Source organism: Streptomyces sp. NPDC031365 (genome assembly GCF_055569765.1).
The window spans coordinates 42627-66329 of record NZ_JBVIIM010000009.1; the positions used below are offsets into that span (position 1 = coordinate 42627).

Annotated in this window: 20 protein-coding genes and 1 pseudogene; 11 read left to right on the forward strand and 10 right to left on the reverse strand. The window is 70.9% G+C overall.

The annotated features are described in order from the left end of the window. Positions 1-228: 228 nt before the first annotated feature. The 4 genes from ACZ5C2_RS15795 to ACZ5C2_RS15810 are packed head-to-tail and all read right to left on the reverse strand — an operon-like array spanning position 229 to position 5989. Entirely contained in the window at positions 229-1389 is a 1161-nt protein-coding gene (locus tag ACZ5C2_RS15795) for an acyl-CoA dehydrogenase family protein (RefSeq protein ID WP_468790688.1), read from the reverse strand. A 6-nt stretch (positions 1390-1395) separates the two neighbouring features. Then, complete coding sequence (locus tag ACZ5C2_RS15800) at positions 1396-2343, reverse strand: hydroxymethylglutaryl-CoA lyase (RefSeq protein WP_468790690.1); 948 nt, start codon at positions 2341-2343, stop codon at positions 1396-1398. Next, positions 2340-4346 carry an acetyl/propionyl/methylcrotonyl-CoA carboxylase subunit alpha gene (locus ACZ5C2_RS15805; RefSeq protein WP_468791033.1) on the reverse strand — a complete coding sequence of 669 codons (2007 nt, stop codon included), beginning with the start codon at positions 4344-4346 and terminating at the stop codon, positions 2340-2342. Before ACZ5C2_RS15805 ends, ACZ5C2_RS15800 begins: the two co-directional genes overlap by 4 nt. Positions 4347-4372: 26 nt before the next feature. Beyond that, entirely contained in the window at positions 4373-5989 is a 1617-nt protein-coding gene (locus tag ACZ5C2_RS15810; protein WP_468790692.1) for a carboxyl transferase domain-containing protein, read from the reverse strand. Positions 5990-6076: 87 nt separating this feature from the next. Between ACZ5C2_RS15810 and ACZ5C2_RS15815 the strand changes: the two genes are divergently transcribed. The 4 genes from ACZ5C2_RS15815 to ACZ5C2_RS15830 all read left to right on the forward strand — a co-directional run bounded on the left by ACZ5C2_RS15815 (position 6077) and on the right by ACZ5C2_RS15830 (position 9813). After that, positions 6077-6685 carry an SACE_7040 family transcriptional regulator gene (locus ACZ5C2_RS15815; RefSeq protein ID WP_468790694.1) on the forward strand — a complete coding sequence of 203 codons (609 nt, stop codon included), beginning with the start codon at positions 6077-6079 and terminating at the stop codon, positions 6683-6685. A 167-nt stretch (positions 6686-6852) separates the two neighbouring features. Further along, a complete protein-coding gene (locus tag ACZ5C2_RS15820) occupies positions 6853-8010 on the forward strand; it encodes an acyl-CoA dehydrogenase family protein (protein WP_468790696.1) in 1158 nt (385 codons plus the stop codon). 35 nt (positions 8011-8045) lie between these two features. Next, positions 8046-8918 (forward strand): acyl-CoA thioesterase, encoded by an 873-nt coding sequence (locus ACZ5C2_RS15825; protein ID WP_468790698.1) that lies wholly within the window; start codon positions 8046-8048, stop codon positions 8916-8918. A gap of 373 nt (positions 8919-9291) precedes the next feature. Next, positions 9292-9813 carry a DUF4232 domain-containing protein gene (locus ACZ5C2_RS15830; protein ID WP_468790700.1) on the forward strand — a complete coding sequence of 174 codons (522 nt, stop codon included), beginning with the start codon at positions 9292-9294 and terminating at the stop codon, positions 9811-9813. A 66-nt stretch (positions 9814-9879) separates the two neighbouring features. On the opposite strand, the gene ACZ5C2_RS15835 is transcribed toward ACZ5C2_RS15830, so the two are convergent. Next, on the reverse strand, positions 9880-10671 hold the full coding sequence (locus ACZ5C2_RS15835; protein ID WP_468790702.1) for a phosphatase: 792 nt from the start codon (positions 10669-10671) through the stop codon (positions 9880-9882). Positions 10672-10783: 112 nt separating this feature from the next. Continuing rightward, the gene (locus tag ACZ5C2_RS15840; RefSeq protein ID WP_468790704.1) at positions 10784-12391 is read right to left on the reverse strand and encodes a PucR family transcriptional regulator; all 1608 of its coding nucleotides are present in this window, start codon (positions 12389-12391) and stop codon (positions 10784-10786) included. 122 nt (positions 12392-12513) lie between these two features. Between ACZ5C2_RS15840 and speB the strand changes: the two genes are divergently transcribed. Both speB and ACZ5C2_RS15850 read left to right on the forward strand, forming a co-directional pair. After that, positions 12514-13482 (forward strand): agmatinase, encoded by a 969-nt coding sequence (gene speB / locus ACZ5C2_RS15845; RefSeq protein ID WP_468790705.1) that lies wholly within the window; start codon positions 12514-12516, stop codon positions 13480-13482. Further along, a complete protein-coding gene (locus ACZ5C2_RS15850) occupies positions 13479-15164 on the forward strand; it encodes a thiamine pyrophosphate-binding protein (protein ID WP_468790707.1) in 1686 nt (561 codons plus the stop codon). The genes speB and ACZ5C2_RS15850 overlap by 4 nt, the downstream gene beginning before the upstream one ends. 7 nt (positions 15165-15171) lie before the next feature. On the opposite strand, the gene ACZ5C2_RS15855 is transcribed toward ACZ5C2_RS15850, so the two are convergent. After that, positions 15172-15474: a hypothetical protein gene (locus tag ACZ5C2_RS15855; protein ID WP_468790709.1), complete on the reverse strand. Its 303-nt coding sequence runs from the start codon at positions 15472-15474 to the stop codon at positions 15172-15174. A gap of 66 nt (positions 15475-15540) precedes the next feature. Continuing rightward, positions 15541-16677, reverse strand: a complete 1137-nt coding sequence (locus ACZ5C2_RS15860; protein ID WP_468790711.1) for an amidohydrolase family protein — start codon at positions 16675-16677, stop codon at positions 15541-15543. A 281-nt stretch (positions 16678-16958) separates the two neighbouring features. Between ACZ5C2_RS15860 and ACZ5C2_RS15865 the strand changes: the two genes are divergently transcribed. Further along, positions 16959-17204, forward strand: a complete 246-nt coding sequence (locus ACZ5C2_RS15865; protein WP_468790713.1) for a hypothetical protein — start codon at positions 16959-16961, stop codon at positions 17202-17204. Here ACZ5C2_RS15865 and ACZ5C2_RS15870 read toward each other — a convergent pair. After that, positions 17159-17493, reverse strand: a pseudogene (locus ACZ5C2_RS15870) (transposase); the annotation flags it as partial. The gene ACZ5C2_RS15865 and the pseudogene ACZ5C2_RS15870 sit on opposite strands and share 46 nt — an antisense overlap. A gap of 90 nt (positions 17494-17583) precedes the next feature. On the opposite strand from ACZ5C2_RS15870, the gene ACZ5C2_RS15875 reads away from it, so the two are divergent. Beyond that, a complete protein-coding gene (locus ACZ5C2_RS15875) occupies positions 17584-17970 on the forward strand; it encodes a transposase (protein WP_468790715.1) in 387 nt (128 codons plus the stop codon). A 151-nt stretch (positions 17971-18121) separates the two neighbouring features. Beyond that, positions 18122-18304, forward strand: a complete 183-nt coding sequence (locus tag ACZ5C2_RS15880; protein WP_468790717.1) for a hypothetical protein — start codon at positions 18122-18124, stop codon at positions 18302-18304. A 67-nt stretch (positions 18305-18371) separates the two neighbouring features. On the opposite strand, the gene ACZ5C2_RS15885 is transcribed toward ACZ5C2_RS15880, so the two are convergent. Beyond that, the gene (locus tag ACZ5C2_RS15885) at positions 18372-19199 is read right to left on the reverse strand and encodes an endonuclease I family protein (RefSeq protein ID WP_468790719.1); all 828 of its coding nucleotides are present in this window, start codon (positions 19197-19199) and stop codon (positions 18372-18374) included. 214 nt (positions 19200-19413) lie between these two features. Here ACZ5C2_RS15885 and ACZ5C2_RS15890 point away from each other — a divergent pair, with 214 nt between their 5' ends. Both ACZ5C2_RS15890 and ACZ5C2_RS15895 read left to right on the forward strand, forming a co-directional pair. Then, a complete protein-coding gene (locus ACZ5C2_RS15890; protein WP_468790721.1) occupies positions 19414-23121 on the forward strand; it encodes an ABC transporter ATP-binding protein in 3708 nt (1235 codons plus the stop codon). A 91-nt stretch (positions 23122-23212) separates the two neighbouring features. After that, complete coding sequence (locus ACZ5C2_RS15895) at positions 23213-23599, forward strand: hypothetical protein (RefSeq protein WP_468790723.1); 387 nt, start codon at positions 23213-23215, stop codon at positions 23597-23599. Positions 23600-23703 lie beyond the last annotated feature (104 nt).

A 23703-nucleotide genomic window follows, 5' to 3' on the forward strand; every position in this document is an offset into this window, starting at 1 on the left:
ATGCCCGAAGCATTGGAAACCTGGGCAAACTATCAGTGATCTGTGGTAAATCCGGCATAGTGCGCCTAATTGGGTGAAGCGTGGTCCACGGTGTATGCCGGGGGAAGACCGGCTTCCCGTCCGCTCGCGCCCCGCTCACGCGCACGCCCCGGACGAGGGCGGATCGTGCCGGCCGGGGACGCGACGGCCCGCGCCCCGACGGGCGCGGGCCGGTGCCGGTCCCGGGACTCAGCCGGTCAGGCCCAACTCGCGGGCGATCAGCATCCGCTGGACCTCGCTCGTGCCCTCGCCGATCTCCAGGATCTTGGAGTCGCGCCACATGCGGGCGACCGGGTACTCGTTCATGAAGCCGTAGCCGCCGTGAATCTGCGTGGCGTCCCGGGCGTTGTCCACCGCCACCGTGGAGGAGTACAGCTTGGCCAGCGCCGCCTCCTTCTTGAAGGGCTCGCCGGCCACCAGCCGGCTCGCCGCGTCGCGCCAGGCGAGGCGGGAGGTGTGGGCCTTCATCTCCATGTCGGCGATCTTGAACTGGATCGCCTGGTTGGCGCCGATCGGACGGCCGAACGCGTGCCGTTCCCTGGCGTACTTCACCGACTCGTCGACACAGCCCTGCGCCAGGCCCGTGCCCAGCGCCGCGATGGCGATGCGGCCCTCGTCGAGGATGCGCAGGAACTGGGCGTAGCCGCGGCCCTCTTCGCCGAGGAGGTTGGCGGCCGGGACGCGGACGTCGGCGAAGGACAGCTCACGCGTGTCCGACGCGTTCCAGCCGACCTTCGAGTACGGGGCCGCCACCGTGAAGCCCGGGGTGCCGGACGGGACGATGATCGCCGAGATCAGCGGCCTGCCGTCGGGCTTGCGGCCGGTGACCGCCGTGACCGTGACCAGGCCCGTGATGTCCGTGCCCGAGTTGGTGATGAAGCACTTGGTGCCGTTGATGACCCACTCGTCTCTCGACTCGTCCAGCCGGGCCGTCGTACGGGTCGCGCCCGCGTCACTGCCGCCGTCCGGCTCCGTGAGGCCGAACGCGCCCAGCGTCTCGCCCGAGCACAGGCGGGGCAGCCACTGGCGCTTCTGCTCCTCGGTGCCGAAGAGGTGCAAAGGCATCGCGCCGAGCGAGACCCCCGCCTCCAGCGTGATGGCCACGGAGGAGTCGACCCGCGCCAGTTCCTCGAGGGCCACGCCCAGGGCGAAGTAGTCGCCGCCCATACCGCCGTACTCCTCGGGGAACGGCAGGCCGAACAGGCCCATGCGGCCCATCTCCCGCACGATCTCGTACGGGAACTCGTGCCGTTCGTAGAAGTCACCGATCTTCGGCGCCACCACATCGTGCGCGAACTCCTCCACCGTGCGGCGGAGTTCTTCCAGTTCGGGGGAGAGCTTGTGGTCCATGGTCGTTCACTGCTCCTGGTGGGAGAGGGCTCGTACGGTGCGGGACGGGCTGGTTCGGCCCAGGTGGGCGGCCATCCAGACGCTTGTGGCGACCAGACGGCCGAGATCGACCCCGGTGTCGATGCCGAGGCCCCGCAGCATCCACACGAGGTCTTCGGTGGCGAGATTGCCGGTGGCGGACTTCGCGTACGGGCAGCCGCCCAGCCCGCCGGCGGAGGCGTCGACCGTGGTGACGCCCCGCTGGAGCGCGGCCAGGGTGTTGGACAGGGCCTGGCCGTAGGTGTCGTGGAAGTGCACGCCGAGCGCGGACACGGGCACGCCCGCCGCGGTGAGCGCGGTGAGCAGGGCCGTCACATGGCCCGGAGTGGCCACCCCGATGGTGTCGCCCAGACTCAGCTCGTCGCAGCCCATGTCCAGCAGGGCCTGGCAGACCCTCACCACCTGGGCGACCGGGACCGCGCCCTCCCACGGGTCGCCGAAGCACATCGAGAGATAACCGCGGACATGGACGTCCTCCGCCTTCGCCCGGGCCACCACCGGCTCGAACATCACCAGCGCCTCGTCCACCGTGCGGTTGAGGTTGGCCTTGGCGAAGGACTCCGTGGCGCTGGCGAACACCGCCACCCGCCGCGCGCCCAGCGCCAGCGCGCGGTCCAGGCCGCGCTCGTTCGGCACCAGGACCGGCAGCGACACCGGCAGGTCGGACACGGCCGGGTACAGGTCCTCGGCGTCCGCCAGCTGGGGCACCCACGTGGGGTGCACGAAGCTCGTCGCCTCGATGGTGGTCAGACCCGCGCCGGCCAGGCGGCGGACGAACTCCGCCTTGACGGCCGTCGGGACGGTCGCCCTCTCGTTCTGCAGGCCGTCGCGCGCGCCGACCTCGTGGATGCGCACGCGCGCGGGCAGTCCCTCGGCCGGTACGGCCGTCGGGAGGCCCAGTTCCGCGGCGTTCATGCCGTCTCCTCCTCCACGGGGGCGATGACCGCCAGCACCTGGTCCATCGCGACCGTCGTGCCGGGGGCCACGTCCAGTTCGGTGACCGTGCCGGCGTGCGGGGCGGAGATGACGTGCTCCATCTTCATCGCCTCCACCACCAGCAGGCTCTGGCCCGCCGCCACCTCGTCGCCGACGGCCACCTTCACCACCGTCACCGTGCCCGGCATCGGCGCGGTCAGCGAGTCGGCGCCCGCCTGACCCGCCCGGGTCAGGGACGCGGCGACCGGATCGTGGTCCCGCACCTGCCAGGCGTCGCCGTCCCGGCCCAGCCAGGTGCCGTCCGGCAGGGCGGCGAAGGTGTGGGTGACGCCGTCGAGCGCGAAGGTGAACCGGTGCTCGCCCCCGGAACCCGCGGACCCCCGCAGAGGCGTGTCGGTCCCCGGCAGCAGCAGTTCCGTCCCCCCGTCCGGTGTGCTGCGCACCCGCACGGTCACCGGGTCGTGGCCGGGCACCCGCAGGTGATGGTCCGTCCACGCCCGCTCACCGCCCAGACGCCAGCCGTCGGCGGCGGCGAACGGGCCGGCCCAGCCGGACCCGCCGACGGGCGCGAGGCGGGCCTGGCGCAGCAGCGCCGCCGCCGCGTACGCCGGCGCCGGCACCCCGTCGGGTACGAGCCCGTCCACCTCACGCTCGACCAGTCCCGTGTCCAGCTCGCCCGACACCACCGCCGGATGCGCCAGCAGCCGCCGCAGGAACCCGGCGTTGGTCTGCACGCCCAGCGTCACCGTCTGGGCGAGCGCCGCCCGGAGCCTGCGCAGCGCGGTCGCGCGGTCGGGGCCGTAGGCGATCACCTTGGACAGCATCGGGTCGTAGAGGCTGCCGACCTCCGTGCCCTCGCTCAGCCCGGAGTCGGTGCGCACGCCGTCGCCCTGCGGTTCGCGCAGCGTCAGCACGGTGCCCCCGGAGGGCAGGAACCCTCGCGCGGGGTCCTCCGCGCAGATACGGGCTTCGACCGCGTGGCCGGTGAGCCGGATGCCGTCCTGCCCGAACCCCAGCGGTTCGCCCGCCGCCACCCTCAGCTGCCACTCGACCAGGTCGAGGCCCGTGACCAGTTCGGTGACGGGGTGCTCCACCTGGAGGCGGGTGTTCATCTCCATGAAGTAGTACGACGACGGGTCGCTGCCCGGGACGATGAACTCCACCGTGCCCGCGCCCCGGTAGCCGCAGGAGCGGGCCGCCTGGACCGCGGCCTCGCCCATCGCCGCCCGGGTCTCCTCGTCGAGGAGCACACTGGGCGCCTCCTCGATGATCTTCTGGTGGCGGCGCTGCAGGGAGCACTCACGCTCGCCCAGATGGACCACGCCCCCGTGGCCGTCGGCCAGCACCTGGATCTCGATGTGCCGGGGGCGGTCGATCCACCGCTCGACGAGCAGTGTGTCGTCACCGAAGGAGGCGCGGGCCTCGCGCCGCGCGGCGGCGATCTCGTCGGCCAGCGCCGAGACGTCCCGCACCAGACGCATGCCCTTGCCGCCACCGCCCGCCGACGGCTTCAGCAGTACCGGCATGCCGATCTCGCGGGCGGCCCCGGCGAGCTGCTCGTCCGTCAGTCCACTGCCGCTGGAGCCCGGCACGACCGGGACCCCGGCCGCCTTCACCGTCTCCTTCGCGCGGATCTTGTCGCCCATCAGGGAGATCGCGTCCGCCGGGGGCCCGATGAACACCAGGCCCGCCCGGGCGCACGCCCGCGCGAAGGCGGCGTTCTCGGCGAGGAAGCCGTATCCGGGGTGGACCGCCTGCGCGCCGGTGCGGGCGGCGGCCTCCAGCAGCCGCTCCACCGACAGGTAGCTCTCCGAAGCGGCCGCCGGGCCGATCCGCACCGCCGTGTCGGCCTCCCGGACGTGCCGGGCGTCGGCGTCCGCGTCGGAGTACACGGCCACCGAGCGCACGCCCATCGACCGCAGGGTGCGGATGACGCGGACCGCGATCTCGCCCCGGTTGGCCACCAGCACTGTCTCGAACATCTGATCTGTCATCGTCAGGGGTCCCCTCACATCCGGAAGACGCCGAACTGGGGATCACCCAGGGGCGCGTTGGCGCACGCGGTCAGGGCCAGGCCCAGGACCTGCCGGGTGTCCATCGGGTCGATCACGCCGTCGTCCCAGAGGCGGGCCGTCGCGTAGTAAGCGTTCCCCTGACGCTCGTACTGAGCACGGATCGGGGCCTTGAAAGCGTCCTCGTCCCCGGCCGGCCACTCCTCGCCGCGCCCCTCGAGCTGGTCCCGCTTGACGGTCGCGAGGACGGAGGCCGCCTGCTCACCACCCATCACCGAGATCTTGGCGTTCGGCCACATCCACAGGAAGCGGGGCGAGTACGCCCGCCCGCACATCGAGTAGTTGCCCGCCCCGTACGACCCGCCGACCACCACCGTCAGCTTCGGTACGCGCGTGCAGGCGACCGCCGTGACCATCTTGGCGCCGTGCTTGGCGATGCCGCCCGCCTCGTAGTCCCGGCCCACCATGAAGCCCGAGATGTTCTGCAGGAACACCAGCGGGATGCCGCGCTGGTCGCACAGCTCGATGAAGTGGGCGCCCTTCTGGGCGGACTCGGAGAACAGGATGCCGTTGTTGGCGACGATGCCCACCGGGTGGCCGTGGATCCGCGCGAAGCCGGTGACCAGGGTCTGCCCGAACTCCGACTTGAACTCCGCGAACCGGGAGCCGTCCACGACCCGGGCGATGATCTCCCGTACGTCGTAGGGGGTGCGGGAGTCGACCGGCACCGCCCCGTACAGCCCCGCCGGGTCCACCTTGGGCCCGACGGCCGGCTCCACCTGCCACGGCAGGGAGTCGCGCGCGGGAAGTGTGGAGACGATGGTGCGCACGATGCGCAGCGCGTGCGCGTCGTCCTCCGCGAGGTGGTCGGTCACGCCGGACACCCGCGAGTGGACCTCGCCGCCGCCCAGTTCCTCCGCCGTGACCACCTCACCGGTGGCCGCCTTCACCAGGGGTGGGCCGCCGAGGAAGATCGTGCCCTGGTTGCGGACGATCACCGCCTCGTCGCTCATCGCCGGGACGTACGCCCCGCCCGCCGTGCAGGAGCCGAGCACCGCCGCGATCTGCGGGATGCCGGCGCCGGACATCCGGGCCTGGTTGTAGAAGATCCGCCCGAAGTGGTCCCGGTCCGGGAACACCTCGTCCTGCATCGGCAGGAACGCGCCGCCGGAGTCCACCAGGTAGACGCAGGGGAGCCGGTTGTCGAGGGCCACCTCCTGCGCGCGCAGGTGCTTCTTCACCGTCATCGGGTAATACGTGCCGCCCTTGACGGTGGCGTCGTTGGCCACGACCACGCACTCCCGGCCGGCGACCCGGCCGATCCCGGCGATCACCCCGGCCGCCGGGGCCTGCCCCTCGTACATCCCGTCCGCCGCCAGCGGGGCCAGCTCCAGGAAGGGCGAACCGGGGTCGAGGAGCGTGTCCACACGGTCGCGCGGAAGCAGTTTCCCGCGCGCGGTGTGCCGTGCCCGCGCCCGCTCGCCGCCGCCGAGAGCTGCCGCGGCCAGCTTGGCGCGCAGCTCTCCGACGAGGGTGCGGTGCGCCTCCTCGTTGGCCCGAAAGGCCTCCGACGCGGGATCGGCCGCGCTGTGAAGCTCCGGTGCCTCATGCATCCTGCGGGTCCCCTCACCTTGTTAATGAGCGTTAACGCATTTCCTCCAGGTTAACGACCGCTAACCTCCCTGTCTAGAATCGTCCTCATGGCCACCAGAACCGACGCCCCCACCCGCCGTGAGCAGATCCTCAGGGAAGCCGCCCGGCTCTTCGCCGAGCGCGGGTTCCACGGCGTCGGGGTCGACGAGATAGGCGCCGCGGTCGGCATCAGCGGACCCGGGCTCTACCGGCACTTCGCGGGCAAGGACGCGATGCTCGCGGAGCTGCTGGTGGGGATCAGTGACTCGCTGCTGACCGGCGCGAAGCAGCGCCTGGGGGAGGCCCGTGAGGCGGCCCCCGAGGCGGTCCTCGACTCGCTGATCGAGGGGCACATCGACTTCGCGCTCGACGACCGCCCCCTCATCACCCTGCACGACCGTGAACTGGACCGCCTCCGGGACAGTGACCGCAAGCTGGTCCGGCAGCTCCAGCGGCAGTACGTCGAGCTGTGGGTGGAGGTGGTGCGCGAGCTGTACCCGGGGCTGGCCGAACCGGGCGCCCGCTCGGCCGTGCACTCCGTGTTCGGCCTGCTCAACTCCACCCCGCACCTGACCCGCCCCGGCTCCCTGCCCGACCGCGCCGGGACCGCCGAGCTGCTGCACCGGATGGCCCGGGGCGCGTTCGCGGCGGCCGCGCGCCGAGCCCCGGCGGGGTGACGAGCATTACGGTTCCTCCACCCTGGACGGCTGTGGATACTCGCCGGTATCTTGAATGAGCAAGCGCTTAGCCATGGGACCGCGACCATCGATCGAGGAACCCCCGCGGCGAGCAGCCAGGTACGCGAGAGCGGCGCCGGTTCAGGCGCAAGAAGGGGTGGCGACCAGTGCGCCGTACGGTTTTCAACGAGGATCACGAGGCGTTCCGGGAGACGATCCGCGCCTTCATCGAGGCCGAGGTCGTGCCCGTCTACGACGAGTGGTTCGCGGCGGGCCAGGCGCCCCGCGACTTCTACTACAAGCTCGGTGAGCTCGGCATCTTCGGCATCAGCGTGCCCGAGGAGTTCGGCGGCGCGGGCATGGACACCCACAAGTTCGAGGCCGTCCTCTACGAGGAGACCGCCCGCGCGGGCGTCCAGTTCGGCGGCTCCGGCGTGCACGTGCTGCTCGCCCTGCCCTACCTCAAGATGCTCGCCACCGACGAGCAGAAGAAGCGCTTCCTGCCGAAGTTCGTCTCCGGCGAGGAGATGTGGGCCATCGCGATGACCGAGCCGGGCACCGGCTCCGACCTCGCGGGCATGAAGACCACCGCCAAGCTGAGCGAGGACGGCACGCACTACGTCCTCAACGGCGCCAAGACCTTCATCACCGGCGGCGTCCACGCCGACAAGGTGATCGTCTGCGCCCGCACCGCCGCCCCGACGGCCGAGGACCGCCGCCACGGCATCTCCCTGTTCGCCGTGGACACCAAGTCCGAGGGCTACTCCGTCGGCCGCAAGCTCGACAAGCTCGGCCTGAAGACCTCCGACACCGCCGAGCTGGCGTTCGTCGACGTCAAGGTGCCCGTCGAGGACCTGCTCGGCGAGGAGAACAAGGGCTTCTACTACCTCGGCCACAACCTCGCCTCCGAGCGCTGGGGCATCGCCTTCGGCGCCTACGCGCAGGCCAAGGCCGCGGTCCGCTTCGCCAAGAGTTACGTGCAGGAGCGCACCGTCTTCGGCAAGCCGGTCGCCCACTTCCAGAACACCAAGTTCGAGCTGGCCGCCTGCCAGGCCGAGGTGGACGCCGCCGAGGCCGTCGCCGACCGCGCGACCGAGGCCCTGGACGCCGGCGAGCTCAGCCCCGCCGAGGCCGCCAGCGCCAAGCTGTTCTGCACCGAGGTCGCCCACCGCGTCATCGACCGCTGCCTCCAGCTGCACGGAGGCTACGGCTACATGAACGAGTACCCGATCGCCCGCCTGTACGCGGACAACCGCGTCAACCGCATCTACGGCGGCACCAGCGAGATCATGAAGTCGATCATCGCCAAGGACATGGGCCTGTAAGCCGCGGGAAATCCCTGCCGTATACAACTGACCTCATGAGCCAGGCACTCCAGGAACTCCTCGATCTGCTCGACCTCGAGCAGATCGAGGAGAACATCTTCCGCGGTCAGTCCCGCGCCTCCGCCGTCCCCCGCGTGTTCGGGGGGCAGGTGGCGGCGCAGGCGCTGGTCGCCGCGGGGCGTACCGTCCCCGCGGACCGGCCCGCCCACTCGCTGCACGCGTACTTCCTGCGCATCGGCGACCCGGGTGCGCCGATCGTCTACACCGTCGACCGGATCCGGGACGGCCGCTCCTTCACCACGCGGCGCGTGGTCGCCGTCCAGCACGGAAAGCCGATCTTCCACCTCTCGGCGTCCTTCCAGACGTACGAGGAGGGCCTGGACCACCAGGCGCCGATGCCGCCCTCACCGGACCCGGACGGGCTGCCCACGTCCGAGGAACGGCTGCGCGGCTACCCGCACCTCGCCTCGGAGATCGTGCACCGCTATCTCGGAGCCCGCGCCGCGGTCGACCTGCGCTACGTCGACGACCCTCCCTACGGCCGCTTCGGCGAGCCGCGCGACCCGCACTCGCAGGTCTGGTTCCGCACCAACGGCAAGCTCGACAGCGACGACCCCCTGCTGCACGTCGTCCTCGCCACGTACGTCTCCGACATGACGCTGCTGGACTCCATCCTCCTCGCGCACGGGCGCGGTGGCTGGGCCGTCGGCGATGTCGTCGGCGCGTCCCTGGACCACGCCATGTGGTTCCACCGCCCGTTCCGCGCCGACGAGTGGCTGCTGTACGACCAGCAGTCCCCGTCGGCCCACGGCGGCCGGGGACTGGGCCAGGGCCGCATCTACACCCAGGACGGCCGGCTGGCGGTCTCGGTCATCCAGGAGGGCGTGGTCCGCGTCCCGCGCTCCTGAGCCGGCTCCGGACGTTCTCCCCACCCTCGTGAGGCACAAAAGCGGCGCCCCGCGTGAGTGGCCCCCGTGCGCCCCACATGGGCGATCCGTTCCGACCGGCGGGCCGCTGCCCAAGGTGTGACCCCGTGCGCCGAGCGCGTGCCGAGCGCGTGGCGCCCGTGTGCCCAGTGTGTCCCGCGCGGGCTCGACCGGCCGGTCCGCGTCCCGGTGGACCGTTCCATGCGGCCGACATACGTGCTGGTCAGATGTCGTTCCAGCGTTCCGGCGTCCCGTGCTGGGCGTTCGACGTGGCGAGTGGGACGGATCACGGCACAAGCTGCGGTCATCCCGGCAGCCGCCGGACGAACCACCACGTCACCCCATGGAGAACACCGTGCGTTCACGCCTCGCCGCCCGCTCCGCCCGCTTCGCCCTGGCCGCCGTCGCCGCGCTCGCCCTCGGCGGCGCCGCCACCGCCACGGCCACCGCCGACAGCGGCGACTCCATCACCCGGTCCTGCGCGACCAGCGACCTGGACTTCAAGGTCACGACCAAGACGCAGGCGGGCGGCTACTACCTGGTCACCGCCAAGGCCAAGCCCGGCCTCATCTGCCACCTGGAGGGCGTGTTCCCCTCCGCCTCCTTCGGCTCCTCCCCCGACACCGAGGTCTCGCCCGTCGAGCACGGCGTCAGCGACGACATCGTCCTCGCCGGCTCCACCGCCGCCTACGCCGGCATCAGCCCCAAGAGCACCAACAACAACGACGGCATCCAGTTCGACCGGCTCCACCTCTCGGTCGCCGGTGACGAGGAGAACTCCGTCACGCTCCGTCTCCCCGACACCGCCACGGTCGACCGGCCCATCGCCACCAACTGGCACGCCGACCCCGCCGACGCCGTCCCGTTCTTCAACTGATCCGCGCGTCCACCGGCTGCCCTCGCCGGCCGGGTGTGTCCCCCGCACCCGGCCGGCGAGGGCGTCTCACTGCGCCAGACCGGCCTCCGCCAGCAGATACGCCGTCATCGGGTCGTAGTGGCGGGGGCTGGTGACGTGATCGTCGAGGGGGACCGTCACCTGGACGGTGCCCTCGGACTCGGCGAGGAACAGGGCCGGGTCGTTGCAGTCCGCGTAGCCGACGGAGTCGACGCCGTACTGGCCCGCGGCGCCCGCCCAGCCGTGGTCGGCGACGACCAGGTCCGGCAGCGGGCGGCCCGCACGCTCCAGCGCGGTCAGGATGGCCTTCATCGGCTCCCCGGAGTGGGTGTGCCACAGCGTGGCACCGTGCTCCAGCACCGCCACGTCCGCGAACTGCATCACATAGCCCTCGTCCGTGGTCAGCCCGTCCGGGATGACCATGATCTCGCAGCCGGCCGCCCGCAGCGCCGCGGCCGTCGCGCGGTGCACGTCAAGGAGACCGCCCGGGTGCCCGGTGGCGAACAGCACCCGCTGCTTCCCCTCCGCCGCCTTGCGCAGCCGTCCGGCCATGCGTTCGAGGCCGGACACGGTCAGCTCCGGGTCGATGGTGTCCTGGCCGTACCGGTGTTCGGCGTCGTCGTTGACGCCGACCCGCTCCGCCATCACCGCGAGCACGTCCTGCTCGTCGGTCCAGCGGTCGCCGAGCTCCAGGCCGAGCCAGAAGTGGCGGTCGCCGTTCGCCAGCTTGCGGTAGTGGGAGAGGTTGTTCTCGCGCGGCGTGGCGACATCGCCCGCGATGCGGGTGGTGACCAGGTGTTCGACGAGTTCGGCGCGGCTGGAGGTCCCGGGTATCGGCATGCCCCCCATTGTGGAGCAGCGCCCTGTGGGCGTCCCTGGCGTATCGCGCGCTGGGATGTGCGTCACGTACTCAGGCGACTGCGTACAGGTACTCAGACTCAGTGTGCGGCTCTCAGGTGCGGCGCAGCGCGAACCACAGCTCCATGCGTACGTCCGGATCGTCCAGGTCCGCCTCCAGCAGCGCCGCGCACCGCGCGATGCGCTGCCGCACGGTGTTGCGGTGCACGGACAGCGCCACCGCCGTGCGGTCCCAGCTGCCGTGCAGGGACAGCCAGGTGCGCAGGGTGTCGGTGAGGGCGGGGGCGGCCGCTACGGGGGCGAGCAGTGCCCGGGCGTGGGCGTCGGCGTCCGGCGGCGGGACGAGGTCCGTGAGGGCGGGGCGGTCGCCGTGCCGGACCAGCGGAGCGCGGGTGGCGCGGGCCCGGGCCAGGGCGCGGGCGGCCCGGGTGTCGGCGGCGGGCCAGTCGGGCGGGCCGGCGGCGGGGCTGACGCCGAGGGTCCAGCCGGGCAGGGGGCCGACGGGCCGGCCGGCCGGCACCAGGACCCGTACGACCTCGCCCGACGGGTCGACCAGGTCCGAGCCGAGTGCCGTGCCGAGCGCGGAGACGGCGAGCGGGTCCGGTGCGGTGTGGCCGTCCGGCCGGGCGTGGACGACGTGCCACCGCTCTCCGCCGAGCAGGGGGGCCACGTCCGCGGGCGGGGTGCCCAGGAGCAGCCGGACGAGTGCGGAGGAACGGGTCGCGGTGCCGCTCTCCCGTCGGCCGGTGAGGACGGAGAGGAGGGCGGCCGCGACGGAGGCGATGGTGTGGTCGCCGGGGTGGCGGTGCGGAGAGGCGACGCCGAGGACGAAGCCGTGCCCGTGCCCGTGTCCGTGTCCGGAAGCGAGGGCGTAGGCGGCGAGGTGGGTGCCGGTGACGGTGTCGCCGGCGGAGGTGGGCGGAGGGGCCACCGGCCGGCGTTCGGGTGGTGCTGGCGGTGCCTCCCCTGCTCTCGGCTCCGGGTGAGCGGGGGGACCTCCTCCGGGGGAGACACGACCGCCCGTCACCGGGTGGTCGTGGGTGCCCGCCGCCGGGTGGGGGACGGGACGTACCACTGCTGCCAGGGCGGTCAGGGCGGCCCGCGCCTCCGGGGACGGGGCGGTGCCCGCGTGGGCGGTCTCCGTGGTGTCCGGGGCGTAGAGCACGGCCCAGCCGCCGAGGCGCTGGGCCAGCTGGTGGAGTACCGGGCGGACCGGGTCGGGGCGGGCCGCCGCCGTGGCGAGGCCCTGCTGGGCCTCCGTGACCCGGCGCAGTTCCGCCGTGCGGGCCTGCGCCATCAGCTGCCAGACGGCCCGCGCCACCCCCGAGAAGGTGACCCGCGGCGGCACCTCCAGCAGCGGCAGCCCGTGTATCTCGCAGGCCTCGACCAGCGCCGCCGGGACCTTCTCGTGGACCGGTGCCAGACCGAAACCGAGCGCCGCCCCACCCGCCGCGACGATCCGGGAGACGTAGGCGTCGAAGTACCCGGCACCCGCCCCCTCCGGGATGTGCACACCCGCCGACAGCAGCAGCTCCCCGCCCAGCAGATACGGGTACGGGTCCGCCATCTCCGAGGTCTGGGCCCAGTGGACGACGATGCCGGGATCGTCCGGTCCGGCGATCCGGCGCAGGCCGAGGTCCTCGCGTGCCAGGAGCGCGTCCAGGCGCACGGGCGGCGTGGGCGGGACCGTGGGATCCGGCATGCTGGACACTTCCTCCACTCCGTGTGGCATGAATGGATGAAACGTACACTTCGCAGATGCTTTCCGCCCTCTTATGGTCGGAACGTACGCAAGGCGAAGCGAAGGAAAGCAGGCAGCACCCCATGAGCAGCAACGAGACGTTCCGCGGCCCCGTCGACTCCTCCCGCGTGCCGCGGTACGCCGGGCCCGCCACCTTCGCCCGGCTGCCCCGGCTCGACGAGGTCGGCCGCGCCGACGTCGCCGTGGTGGGCGTGCCGTTCGACTCGGGCGTCTCCTACCGGCCGGGTGCCCGCTTCGGCGGCAACGCCATCCGTGAGGCGTCCCGGCTGCTGCGCCCCTACAACCCCGCGCAGGACGCCTCCCCCTTCGCCCTCGCCCAGGTCGCGGACGGCGGCGACATCGCCGTGAACCCCTTCAACATCAACGAGGCCGTGGAGACCGTCGAGGCCGCCGCCGACGACCTGCTCGGCACCGGCGCCCGTCTGATGACCCTCGGCGGCGACCACACCATCGCCCTGCCGCTGCTCCGCTCCGTCGCGAAGAAGCACGGCCCCGTCGCCCTGCTCCACTTCGACGCCCACCTCGACACCTGGGACACCTACTTCGGTGCCGAGTACACCCACGGCACCCCGTTCCGCCGGGCCGTGGAGGAGGGCGTCCTCGACACCTCCGCCCTCTCCCACGTCGGCATCCGTGGCCCGCTGTACGGCAGGCAGGACCTCACCGACGACGAGAAGATGGGCTTCGGCATCGTCACCTCCGCGGACGTCTACCGCCGGGGCGCCGACGAGGTCGCCGACCAGCTGCGCCAGCGCGTCGGTGACCGCCCGCTGTACATCTCCATCGACATCGACTGCCTCGACCCCGCCCACGCCCCCGGCACCGGCACGCCCGAGGCCGGCGGCATGACCTCCCGCGAGCTGCTGGAGATCCTGCGCGGACTGGCGTCCTGCAACCTGGTCTCCGCGGATGTCGTCGAGGTGGCGCCCGCGTACGATCACGCCGAGATCACCTCGGTCGCCGCGTCCCACACCGCGTACGAGCTGACCACGATCATGTCCCGCCAGATTGCAGAGGCCCGCGCGAAGTGACCCACGACCACGACCTGGTGCTCCGCCCGACCGCCGCGCAGACGGAGGCGGCACTGAATCCCCCTGCCGGCCGCAACGGCGGAGACCTGGTCGTGGAGACCCTGGCCGGACTCGGCGCCACCACCGTCTTCGGCCTGCCCGGCCAGCACGCCCTCGGCGTGTTCGACGCCCTGCGCCGCTCCGGCCTGCGCTACATCGGCCTGCGGATGGAGAACAACGCCGGCTTCGCGGCGGACGCGTACGGCCGGATCACCGGCGAGGCGGCCCCGCTGCTGCTGTCGACCGGCCCGGGAGCACTGACCTCCCTGGCCGCGCTCCAGGAGGCGGCGGCCGCCTCCGCCCCGGTTCTGGCGATCAGCAGCCAGGTCCCGACGCCGGGGCTGGGCGGCGGCCGTCACGGCTATCTGCACGAACTCCCCGACCAGTCGGCGTCGTTCCGCGGCGTGGTCAAGTCCGTCCACACGGTGCGTGCGGCGTCCCAGATCCCGTCGGCGATCGCGGAGGCGTGGAAGTCGGCGCTGACCGTGCCGCACGGGCCGGTGTGGGTGGAGATCCCGCAGGACGTCCTCGTCGCTCGGACGGTCCTGCCCGTGGTGACGGCGATGGACGCCACCCCCGACGAGCTGCCCCCACGCCCCGAACTCACGGCCCTCGCCGCCCACTTGCTGACGAACGCCACCCGTCCGGCGATCATCGCGGGCGGGGGAGTGGTCCGCTCGGACGCCTCCGGCAAGCTGAGGCGGCTCGCCGAGCGCATCCAGGCCCCGGTGGTGACCACCCCCGGCGGCAAGGGCGCCTTCCCATGGACCCACCCGCTGTCGCTCCAGTCCTGGCTGGAGGACCGCCACACCACCGACTTCCTCGAGGACGCGGACGTCCTCCTCGTCGTCGGCTCCGGTCTCGGTGAACTCTCCTCGAACTACCACACGTTCAAGCCCCGCGGTCGGGTCGTCCAGATCGAGGCCGATCTCGGCAAGGTGGAGTCCAACCACCCGGGCATCGGCATCCACGCCGACGCCCGCCTGGCCCTCCAGGCGCTCCTGGAAACGGTGGAACCCCGCGAGGACGCGGCGGCCCCGGAGCGCGTACGGGACCTGCTGGACCGCGTACGCGCACGCATCGCCGCCCAGGAACTCACCCTGGAGCAGCAGGTCCTGACGGCCGTCCGCCGCGCCCTGCCGACCGACTCGCCGTCCTTCTGGGACATGACGATCCTGGCCTACTGGGCCTGGTCCGCGTTCGACGCCATGGGCCCCAACCACCTGCACTCCGCGCAGGGTGCCGGCGGCCTCGGCTACGGCTTCCCGGCCGCTCTCGGCGCCGCGGCCGCCGACCCCACCCGCCCGGTGCTCGCGGTCTCGGGAGACGGCGGCGCCCTGTACTCGATCGCCGAACTGGCCACCGCCCGCCAGTACGACCTGAGCGTCACCTGGCTGATCGTCGACGACGGCGGCTACGGCATCCTCCGCGAGTACATGACCGACGCCTTCGGCGAGCCCACGGCGACGGACCTGACCCGCCCGGACTACGCGGCCCTGGCGGAGTCCTTCGGCGTACCGGGCGTGCGCACCACCCCCGAGACCCTGGAACACGACCTCGCGCAGGCCCTGGCGGCCCCGGGCCCGTCGGTCGTCGTCCTCCCCGCCGTCCTGCGCATGTTCGCGCCGACGCACCTGGACTGAGCGAGGTCTACGAGATGGCCCGCAGCCTGCCGTGACCCGAACGCTCGTGCAGTCGGCCGACGGCGCGGGCCGTCTCCTCGTCCGTGGGCAGCAGGACGAGCAGCTGCTGGAGGTCCGAGGAGAGGTCCAGCGTCTCCCGGCGCAGCCGGAGCGCGTACCCGGCGGGGTGGCTGCGCCGCAGCTCTCCGCGCGGCGGAACCACGTGGGAGTTCAGCCGCCGGGTGAACTCGGGGCCGGCGGCGGGCGCGAGCCATTCCGCGTTCTCGATCCTCGGTTCTGTAGGAGACCGCGTTATGGGGTAGCCGCGCATCGTATACTTCGGCCGTACTCTCGCCTTACGGCAAAGGATTCTTTCACTCCGGCCGACGCTGGCGCATCACTTCACGGGCACTTTCATTCTGAAAAGTTTCTCTGCATTTCGGAACGCAATCTTTTCCTTGTCTTCGCGCGGCAAATCGACTCCGCGGAACCAGTCGGTCTGCTCCTTTATGTCCGCGAACGGGTAGTCGGTTGCGAACATCACTCGATCCACGCTTATGTACTTCAGCAGGAGATCGAGCAGTTCGGTCTGGGGGAATGCGCTGGTTGTGACCCAGAAGTTGTCCCGGAAGTATTGCCCGATGGGCTTCTCGAGCGAGTTTTTGGTCGGCTCGCCCATGTCATTGACGATCCGCTCGTAGTAGAAGGGAAGACCTTCGCCCATGTGGCCGATGATGATTTTTAGTTTGGGGAATCTGTCGAAAACTCCGTACGTGATCATCCGAATGCATTGGGTCAGCACCTCCTGGTGCCAGCCATATCCAGACCCGCTGAAAATGTAGTCTTGGTACTCTTCCGTGTATGTAGACCGTGTGGTGCTGTAGTAGATCTTGAAGACGTCGTCAGCTGGATAGCCGGGATGCAGGTAGATCGGCACATCGAGAGCAACGGCACGTGCCAGCACAGGCTCGAAGTCGGGATGATCGAGATACTTCTTCGCGATGTGTCCGTTGGTCAGTGCGCCCAAGAAGCCATCTTCCCGAACCGAGCGTTCCAGTTCGTCCGCCGCCGCCTCCGGGCTCTGCAAGGGCAAGGTGGCGAAAGCCTTGAAGCGGCCCGGATAATTGGCGATCGGCCCGTCTGCAAGTTGCCGGTTGAGACGATAGGCAAGGTCGATGCCCCTTTTCCCAGGGACATTTTGTACGGAGGGTGTATGAGCAGAGAGGATTTGAACGTTGAGTCCCCCCGCATCCATATCGCCGATGCGGCGTTGGCCTAGATCCGAAAGGCCAATTTCCTCAAGGAACGCTATGTGATCCTGATTGATGGAGTTCAGCTTCAACAACGTGGGAGTCGAAAAGGTCTCCTCCGTGCCGATGAAGGGAAGGTCCTGGTCCCGCCGTGAAATGTCCGAAGTCTTGTCCGAAGTCTCGTTCTCGCTCGCTTCCGAGACAATGGCGTACGTGGACAAGCCGGCGCCAATGCCAAGTGCCGTGCTGGCGGTGAGAAATCCGCGGCGTCCCATGGGCTTCATGTCAGTCCCTCTCTTCAGGCGTTTGTGTGGTGAGGTATCCGTACGGCATCCGTCTGCGAGATGCTTCAGGGGGTCTTCGCGTCCTACTCGCGCACCGCGGCAGCGCTCAGGTCGAGGAACCGCTCGCCGGTGCGCGGCGCCGCATGCGGCGACAGGGAACGCCGTCGCCGGCGTCCTGGTGGCCGCCTCGAACCGCAACCGGCCGGGCTGCGCTTTCCCCGATGGTGCTGCGTCGACTGCCCTCACTGGCCTCCTGCATACGGGTTGCATCGCCTATCCGCATGCCGATTTCCTACCGAGCGAACCTGAGACAAACGTTAAAGAGCTGCTCACGCGCTCTGCTAAATGATCAGATCAAGCGGTGGATCAACGCCGGGGTGTTCGACGATCTGCATCGGATTCTGCTTGCCCAGCTGAACGCGGCAAACGAGATCGACCGGTCCCGGGCGGTGTTCGACGGCAGCCACATCGACACGAAAAAGGGGGTCCCGGACCTTGAGTTCGTCCCTTTTCTGGCCCTCACGTGAGCGGAGTCGAGGCCACGCGCGAGACGTCGATGGGGCCGGCGTCATCGAGTCGGTGCAGCACCGCCTCGTGCGACCGGCCCCACACCCCGGCCCGCGACCAGATCAGGAACCGGCGGTGCGCGGTCGACTTCGATATCCCGAAACACGGCGCCAGACCCCGCCAGGCACACCCGCTGATCAGCGTGTAGATGTTCGCCGCGAACAGCGCCTCATCAGGCGTGTCCTGCGTTCCGTCGCGCTGTGGCCGCACCTTCGACGGTGGGATCAGCGACTCGGCAATCTCCCACAGCCCGTCCGGAACAGTTCAACTCCACGTACCCCGCCCCATGAACAACCCAGCGAGCGATCACCACATAGGACACCGAAGCTGGTCGCACCGTTGCTGCCGTCGTTCAATTCCCGTCCGCAGGACGGCGGGACCGCTCCGTGTGACGAGCGGGCCGTGTTCACAGCGGTCGTGTACGTGCTGACCAGCGGGTGCGCCTGGCGGCATCTGCCGGAGACGTTCGGCGCCTCGCCCGCGACCGCGCATCGCCGGTTCACCGCGTGGACCCGGGCGGGACTGTGGCGTCGGCTCCACCGGGCGGTCCTGGACGAACTCGGTGCGCGGGGCGAGCTGGACTGGGCCTCGGCGATCGTCGATGCCGCCTCGGTATGGGCCAAAAGGGGGCACGCTGACCGGGCCGAACCCGGTCGATCACGGCAAGAAGGGCGCCGGGCTTGTGGGCGACTTGCTGTCGGGGCAGGTTGCGGTACCCGTTTCTGATGGCTCTGTCAGAGGTGCCGCGTACATTCCGCTCATGCCCGAACCATTGAGTGAAGATCTCAGGCGGTTGTTGAACGACTTGCCGCCTGGTCGCCTGGTGGGGCCGCGTCGTGATTCGGATCCGATGGTGTGGAGGAGCGACGGACCGATCATGGACGCGGCCGACTGGTGGAAGCGTCTCTCCACACGTCGTTATGAGATCGGCCTGTATCCGATACTGCTGGAGTACCCGGATGACTCACGGGGTGAGGACCGCCCCGAGACCGTCGCGGCCCGGGCCTGGTACGCCGAGGTCCGGGCGGTGCCGCCCGCGGGTGGGGTCGCAGGTCCCTGAGACGAGCCCGGCATGAGGAGGTACCGCACCGGCACCGGCCGCCGTGGCAGCCGGTGCCGTAACCGGTTCACCAGATCGACTCGACCCACTCCGGGTGGTCGATGAACGGGTTGCGGTTGTGCTGGTAGGAGTCGTAGATGACCTGGTTGCGGCGCTGCTCGAAGGCGTCCGGCGGGTCCTCCTGGTGCCAGGCCTTGAGCACGGAGAGCTTGCCGATGTACGGGTTGCTGCCGTTGTTGACCTGGCCGTTGGGCTCCAGGTCGGGCCAGCCGTCGTTGCCCTCGTAGCGGACCGCCATGTAGAGGATCATGCGGGCCACGTCGCCCTTGACGGCGTCGCGGGGCTCGAAGGAGTCGGAGTCGGTGAGGCTGCCGCCGCTGTCGGTGAAGGAGCTGCCGCCGTTGTCGAAGTCCTTGTTGCCCCGGATGCTGTTGACGCGGACGTCCGAGGGGCGCAGGTGGTGGATGTCGGTGCCGGGGCCGGTGGAGGTGCCGAAGTCGCCGTGGGACTTGGCCCACACGTGCTCGCGGTTCCAGTCGCCGGTGTCCCCGCCGTTGAGGGACTTGCTGCGGGAGATCCCGGAGTACAGCAGGACCACGTTGTTGCTGTTCCTCGGGTCCTGGTCGGTGGCCTTCAGGGCGTTCCAGACCGCCGAGTACGAGAGCTTCGTCTGGTCGCTGATGATCGTGTGGAGGGCGTCCTTGAGGGCGGCGCCGGTCTTGCCGGCCGCGTCCTCGTAGTACGCGTCGTAGGCGGCCGTCGTGGCCGCGGTGGTGGCGGCCGTCGAGGTGGTGGCCGTGGCGGTGGTGGTCAGGGCGGGGGCGGTGAGGACTGCGAGGACCGCGGCCGTGGCGAGTGCCACCGTTTTGAGGCGGCGTGAGCGTATCGCGAGCATGTGGGGTGTCCGATCTACGCGGGTTGCACAAGGGGAATACCCGAGAGGGTGGCATGCACATGCAGTCAGGCGAGTGGAGGGAACGTGGCGATTGTGTGACGAGAACATGTCACTACGCTCATGGCGTACTCCCGCCCCGTCCGCGGAGGGATGAAATCCGCCGCGGCCCGTGTTGGTGCCTTGCGGCAGTTCAGGACGATCGGAGGGCACCCGAGTGACACCGCAACGGGGATGGGCACGGCGACTGACGGGGTACGCCTGGCGTCATCGCAAGGACGTCGTCCTCGCCCTGGGCTCCTCCCTCGGCGGCATGGCCGTCATGGCGCTGGTCCCCCTGATCACCAAGGTGATCATCGACGACGTGATCGGCGACAAGACCAGGGACATGAGCACGTGGGCCGGTCTGCTCATCGGCGCCGCGCTCATCGTCTACGTCCTCACCTACATCCGCCGCTACTACGGCGGCCGGCTCGCCCTCGACGTCCAGCACGACCTGCGGACCGAGATGTACGACACGATCACCCGGCTCGACGGCAGACGTCAGGACGAACTGTCCACCGGACAGGTCGTCGGACGCGCCACCAGTGACCTCCAGCTGATCCAGGGCCTGCTCTTCATGCTGCCGATGACCATCGGCAACCTGCTGCTGTTCCTGATCTCCCTGGTGATCATGGCGTGGCTGTCCCTGCCGCTCACCGGCGTCGCCCTCGCCGTCGCCCCCGCCCTGTGGTGGATCGCCAAGCGCAGCCGCACCCGGCTGCACCCGTCGACCTGGTACGCGCAGGCGCAGGCGGGTGCCGTGGCCGGAGTGGTCGACGGCGCGGTCGGCGGCGTACGCGTGGTGAAGGGCTTCGGACAGGAGGAGCAGGAGACCGGCAAGCTGCGCGAGGTCGGACGGCGGCTGTACGCGGGACGGCTGCGCACCGTCCGGCTGAACTCCCGCTACACCCCGGCCCTCCAGGCCGTCCCCGCGCTCGGCCAGGTCGCGATGCTGGCGCTCGGCGGCTGGCTCGCCGTGGGCGGGAGCATCACACTGGGCACGTTCGTCGCCTTCTCCACCTACCTCGCCCAGCTGGTCGGCCCGGTCCGGATGCTCGCCGTGGTCCTCACCGTCGGCCAGCAGGCCCGCGCCGGCACCGAACGCGTCCTGGAGCTGATCGACACCGAGCCGTCCCTGACCGACGGCACCAGGCACCTGCCCGCCGACGCCCCGGCGACCGTCGAGTTCGACGACGTCTCCTTCGGCTACGACCCCGGCCGGCCGGTCCTCGACGGCCTGTCCTTCCGGATCCGCCCCGGGGAGACCCTCGCCGTCGTCGGCACCTCCGGCTCCGGCAAGTCCACCGTCTCCCTCCTCCTGCCGCGCTTCTACGACGTCACACACGGCGCCGTCCTGGTCGGCGGCCACGACGTCCGCGAGCTGACCACCGAGTCCCTGCGCGCGGCCATCGGCCTGGTTCCCGAGGACTCCTTCCTCTTCTCCGACACGGTGCGCAGCAACATCGCGTACGGCCGCCCCGACGCCACCGACGAGGAGATCACCGCCGCCGCCCGCGCCGCCCAGGCCGACCGGTTCATCAGCGAGCTGCCCGACGGCTACGACACCACCGTCGGCGAGCACGGACTGACCCTCTCCGGCGGTCAGCGCCAGCGTGTCGCCCTGGCCCGCGCGATCCTCACCGACCCGCGCCTGCTGGTCCTGGACGACGCGACCTCCGCCGTGGACGCCCGCGTCGAGCACGAGATCCACGAGGCCCTCAAGAGCGTCATGCGCGGCCGTACGACGCTGCTGATCGCCCACCGCCGCTCCACCCTCAACCTCGCCGACCGCATCGCCGTCCTCGACGGCGGCCGGCTCGCCGACATCGGCACCCACGCGGAGCTCCAGCGCCGCTCCGCCCTCTACCGCCGGCTTCTCACCGACCCGGACGAGCTGGGTGCCGTCTCCCCGGGCCACACCCTGCCCGCCGCGCCGCAGGAGGACGACACCTCCGTCCGTGCGGAGCTGGACGCCGAATTCGACGCCGAACGCGGGGTCACCCCACGGCTGTGGACCGGTGACCGCGAACCCAGGGACACCGCCCTGGCCGACGCCCCGGCCACCCCGGAACTGCTCGCCCAGGTCGACGCGCTGCCCCCGGCGAACGACGTCCCCGACGTCGACGAGGCGCGTGCGGTCCGCCCCGAGAAGTCCTACGGCCTGCGGCGCCTGCTGCGCGGCTTCCGCACACCGCTCCTCATCAGCCTCGGCCTGGTCGCCGTGGACGCCGGCATGGGCCTGCTGCTGCCGGTGCTGATCCGGCACGGCATCGACCAGGGCGTCACGCAGGCCGCCCTCGGAGCGGTCTGGGCGGCCGCCCTGCTGGGCCTGCTCACCGTGCTGGTCCAATGGTCGGCGCAGGTCGGCGAGATCCGGATGACCGGACGCACCGGTGAACGCGTCCTGTACTCGCTGCGGCTGAAGATCTTCTCCCAGCTCCAGCGGCTCGGACTCGACTACTACGAGCGTGAGCTGACCGGCCGGATCACGACCCGGATGACGACGGACGTCGACGCGTTGTCGACCTTCCTGCAGACCGGCCTGGTCACGGCGTTCGTCTCCGTGGTCACCTTCTTCGGCATCATGGGCGCCCTGCTGGTCATCGACATCGAGCTCGCCCTGGTCGTCTTCGCCACCCTCCCCCCGCTGATCGTCGGCACGTACTTCTTCCGCCGGGCCAGCGTGAAGGCGTACGAACTGGCGCGGGAGCGGGTCTCGGGCGTCAACGCCGACCTGCAGGAGTCGATGTCCGGGCTGCGGATCCTGCAGGCGTTCCGCCGCGAGGGGGACGGCGGGCGCCGGTTCGCCGAGCGCAGCGCGAGCTACCGCAGCGCCCGCATCCGGGGTCAGTGGCTGATCTCCGTGTACTTCCCGTTCGTGCAGTTGCTGTCCTCGGTCGCGGCCGTGGCGGTGCTGGTCGTGGGCGGGGGCCGGGTCGACGACGGGACGCTGGCGATCGGCTCGCTGGTGGCGTACCTGCTGTACATCGACCTGTTCTTCGCGCCCGTGCAGCAGCTCTCCCAGGTCTTCGACGGCTACCAGCAGGCGTCCGTCTCGCTGGGCCGCATCCAGGAGCTGCTGCGGGAACCCACCTCCACGAAGCAGACCGACAAGCCGCTCCCCGTCACCTTCCTGCGCGGTGACATCGCCTTCGAGGACGTGCACTTCGCCTACGGCGACGGCGAGGAGGCGCTCGACGGCATCGACCTCACCATCCCCGCCGGACAGACCGTCGCCTTCGTCGGCGAGACCGGCGCGGGCAAGTCCACCCTGGTCAAGCTGGTCGCCCGCTTCTACGACCCGACGGGCGGGCGGGTCACCGCCGACGGCACGGACCTCAGGGACCTGGACCTCACCGCGTACCGGCACCGGCTCGGGGTCGTACCGCAGGAGGCGTACCTCTTCCCGGGCACCGTCCGCGACGCCATCGCCTACGGCCGCCCGGACGCCACCGACGCCGAGGTGGAGGCGGCGGCCCGCGCGGTCGGCGCGCACGAGATGATCGCCACGCTGGAGGGCGGCTACCTGCACGAGGTCGCCGAGCGCGGCCGCAACCTCTCCGCCGGACAGCGCCAGCTGATCGCGCTGGCCCGCGCCGAACTGGTCGACCCGGACGTCCTGTTGCTCGACGAGGCCACGGCCGCGCTGGACCTCGCCACCGAGGCACAGGTCAACCAGGCGACCGACCGCCTGGCGGGCCGCCGTACCACCCTGGTCGTCGCCCACCGCCTGACCACGGCGGCCCGCGCCGACCGGGTGGTCGTCATGGACCGCGGCAGGGTCACGGAGGACGGCACGCACGAGGAACTGCTCCGGCTCGGCGGCACGTACGCCGCGTTGTGGCGGACGTTCGTCGGGGAGGACGTGCCGGCGCCGGCGTGAGCCGCGACCACGGCCGCGCGCGCAACCATCGGCATACGTCACGCGTCCGTACTCCAGTACGGCGTGGCAGGCGTGGCAGGGGAGGACGACTGTGGGCAGTGGAGCGATACGCCGGCGACTCGCGCTGTGTCTTGCGGTGCTGACCGCCTCCGGGCTGCTCGCCGTCGCCGCGCCGGGCGACGCGCAGGCCGCCGCGCACTGTCCGGGCCGCAAGGTGCGGACCCTGCCGTTCTCCACGGGGTCCGTGGTCGTCTACAAGCGGGGCGGCTACGTCTGTGCCGTCACCCTCGCCAGGAAGCCGGGCGTCAAGCGGACGATGTCGGTGAGCCTGCGGGCGCGCGGCGGCCGGCCCGTGGTCGACGAGGGCCGCTACAAGTACCACGCGGGCCCGGTGACCGTGCACGCCGGCCGCCGCTGTGTGTGGGTGAAGGGCAGGGTGGGCGGAGGGTCCGTCAGCTCCGGCTGGATCCTCTGCTGAGCCGGCCCATGGGGCACGCGTGACCGAGGGATATCCCTAGGTCCCCTGTTGCTGCGGGCAGTTGGTCCGATAGCTTCCGGCGCACATCTGTCTCACAGGGGAGT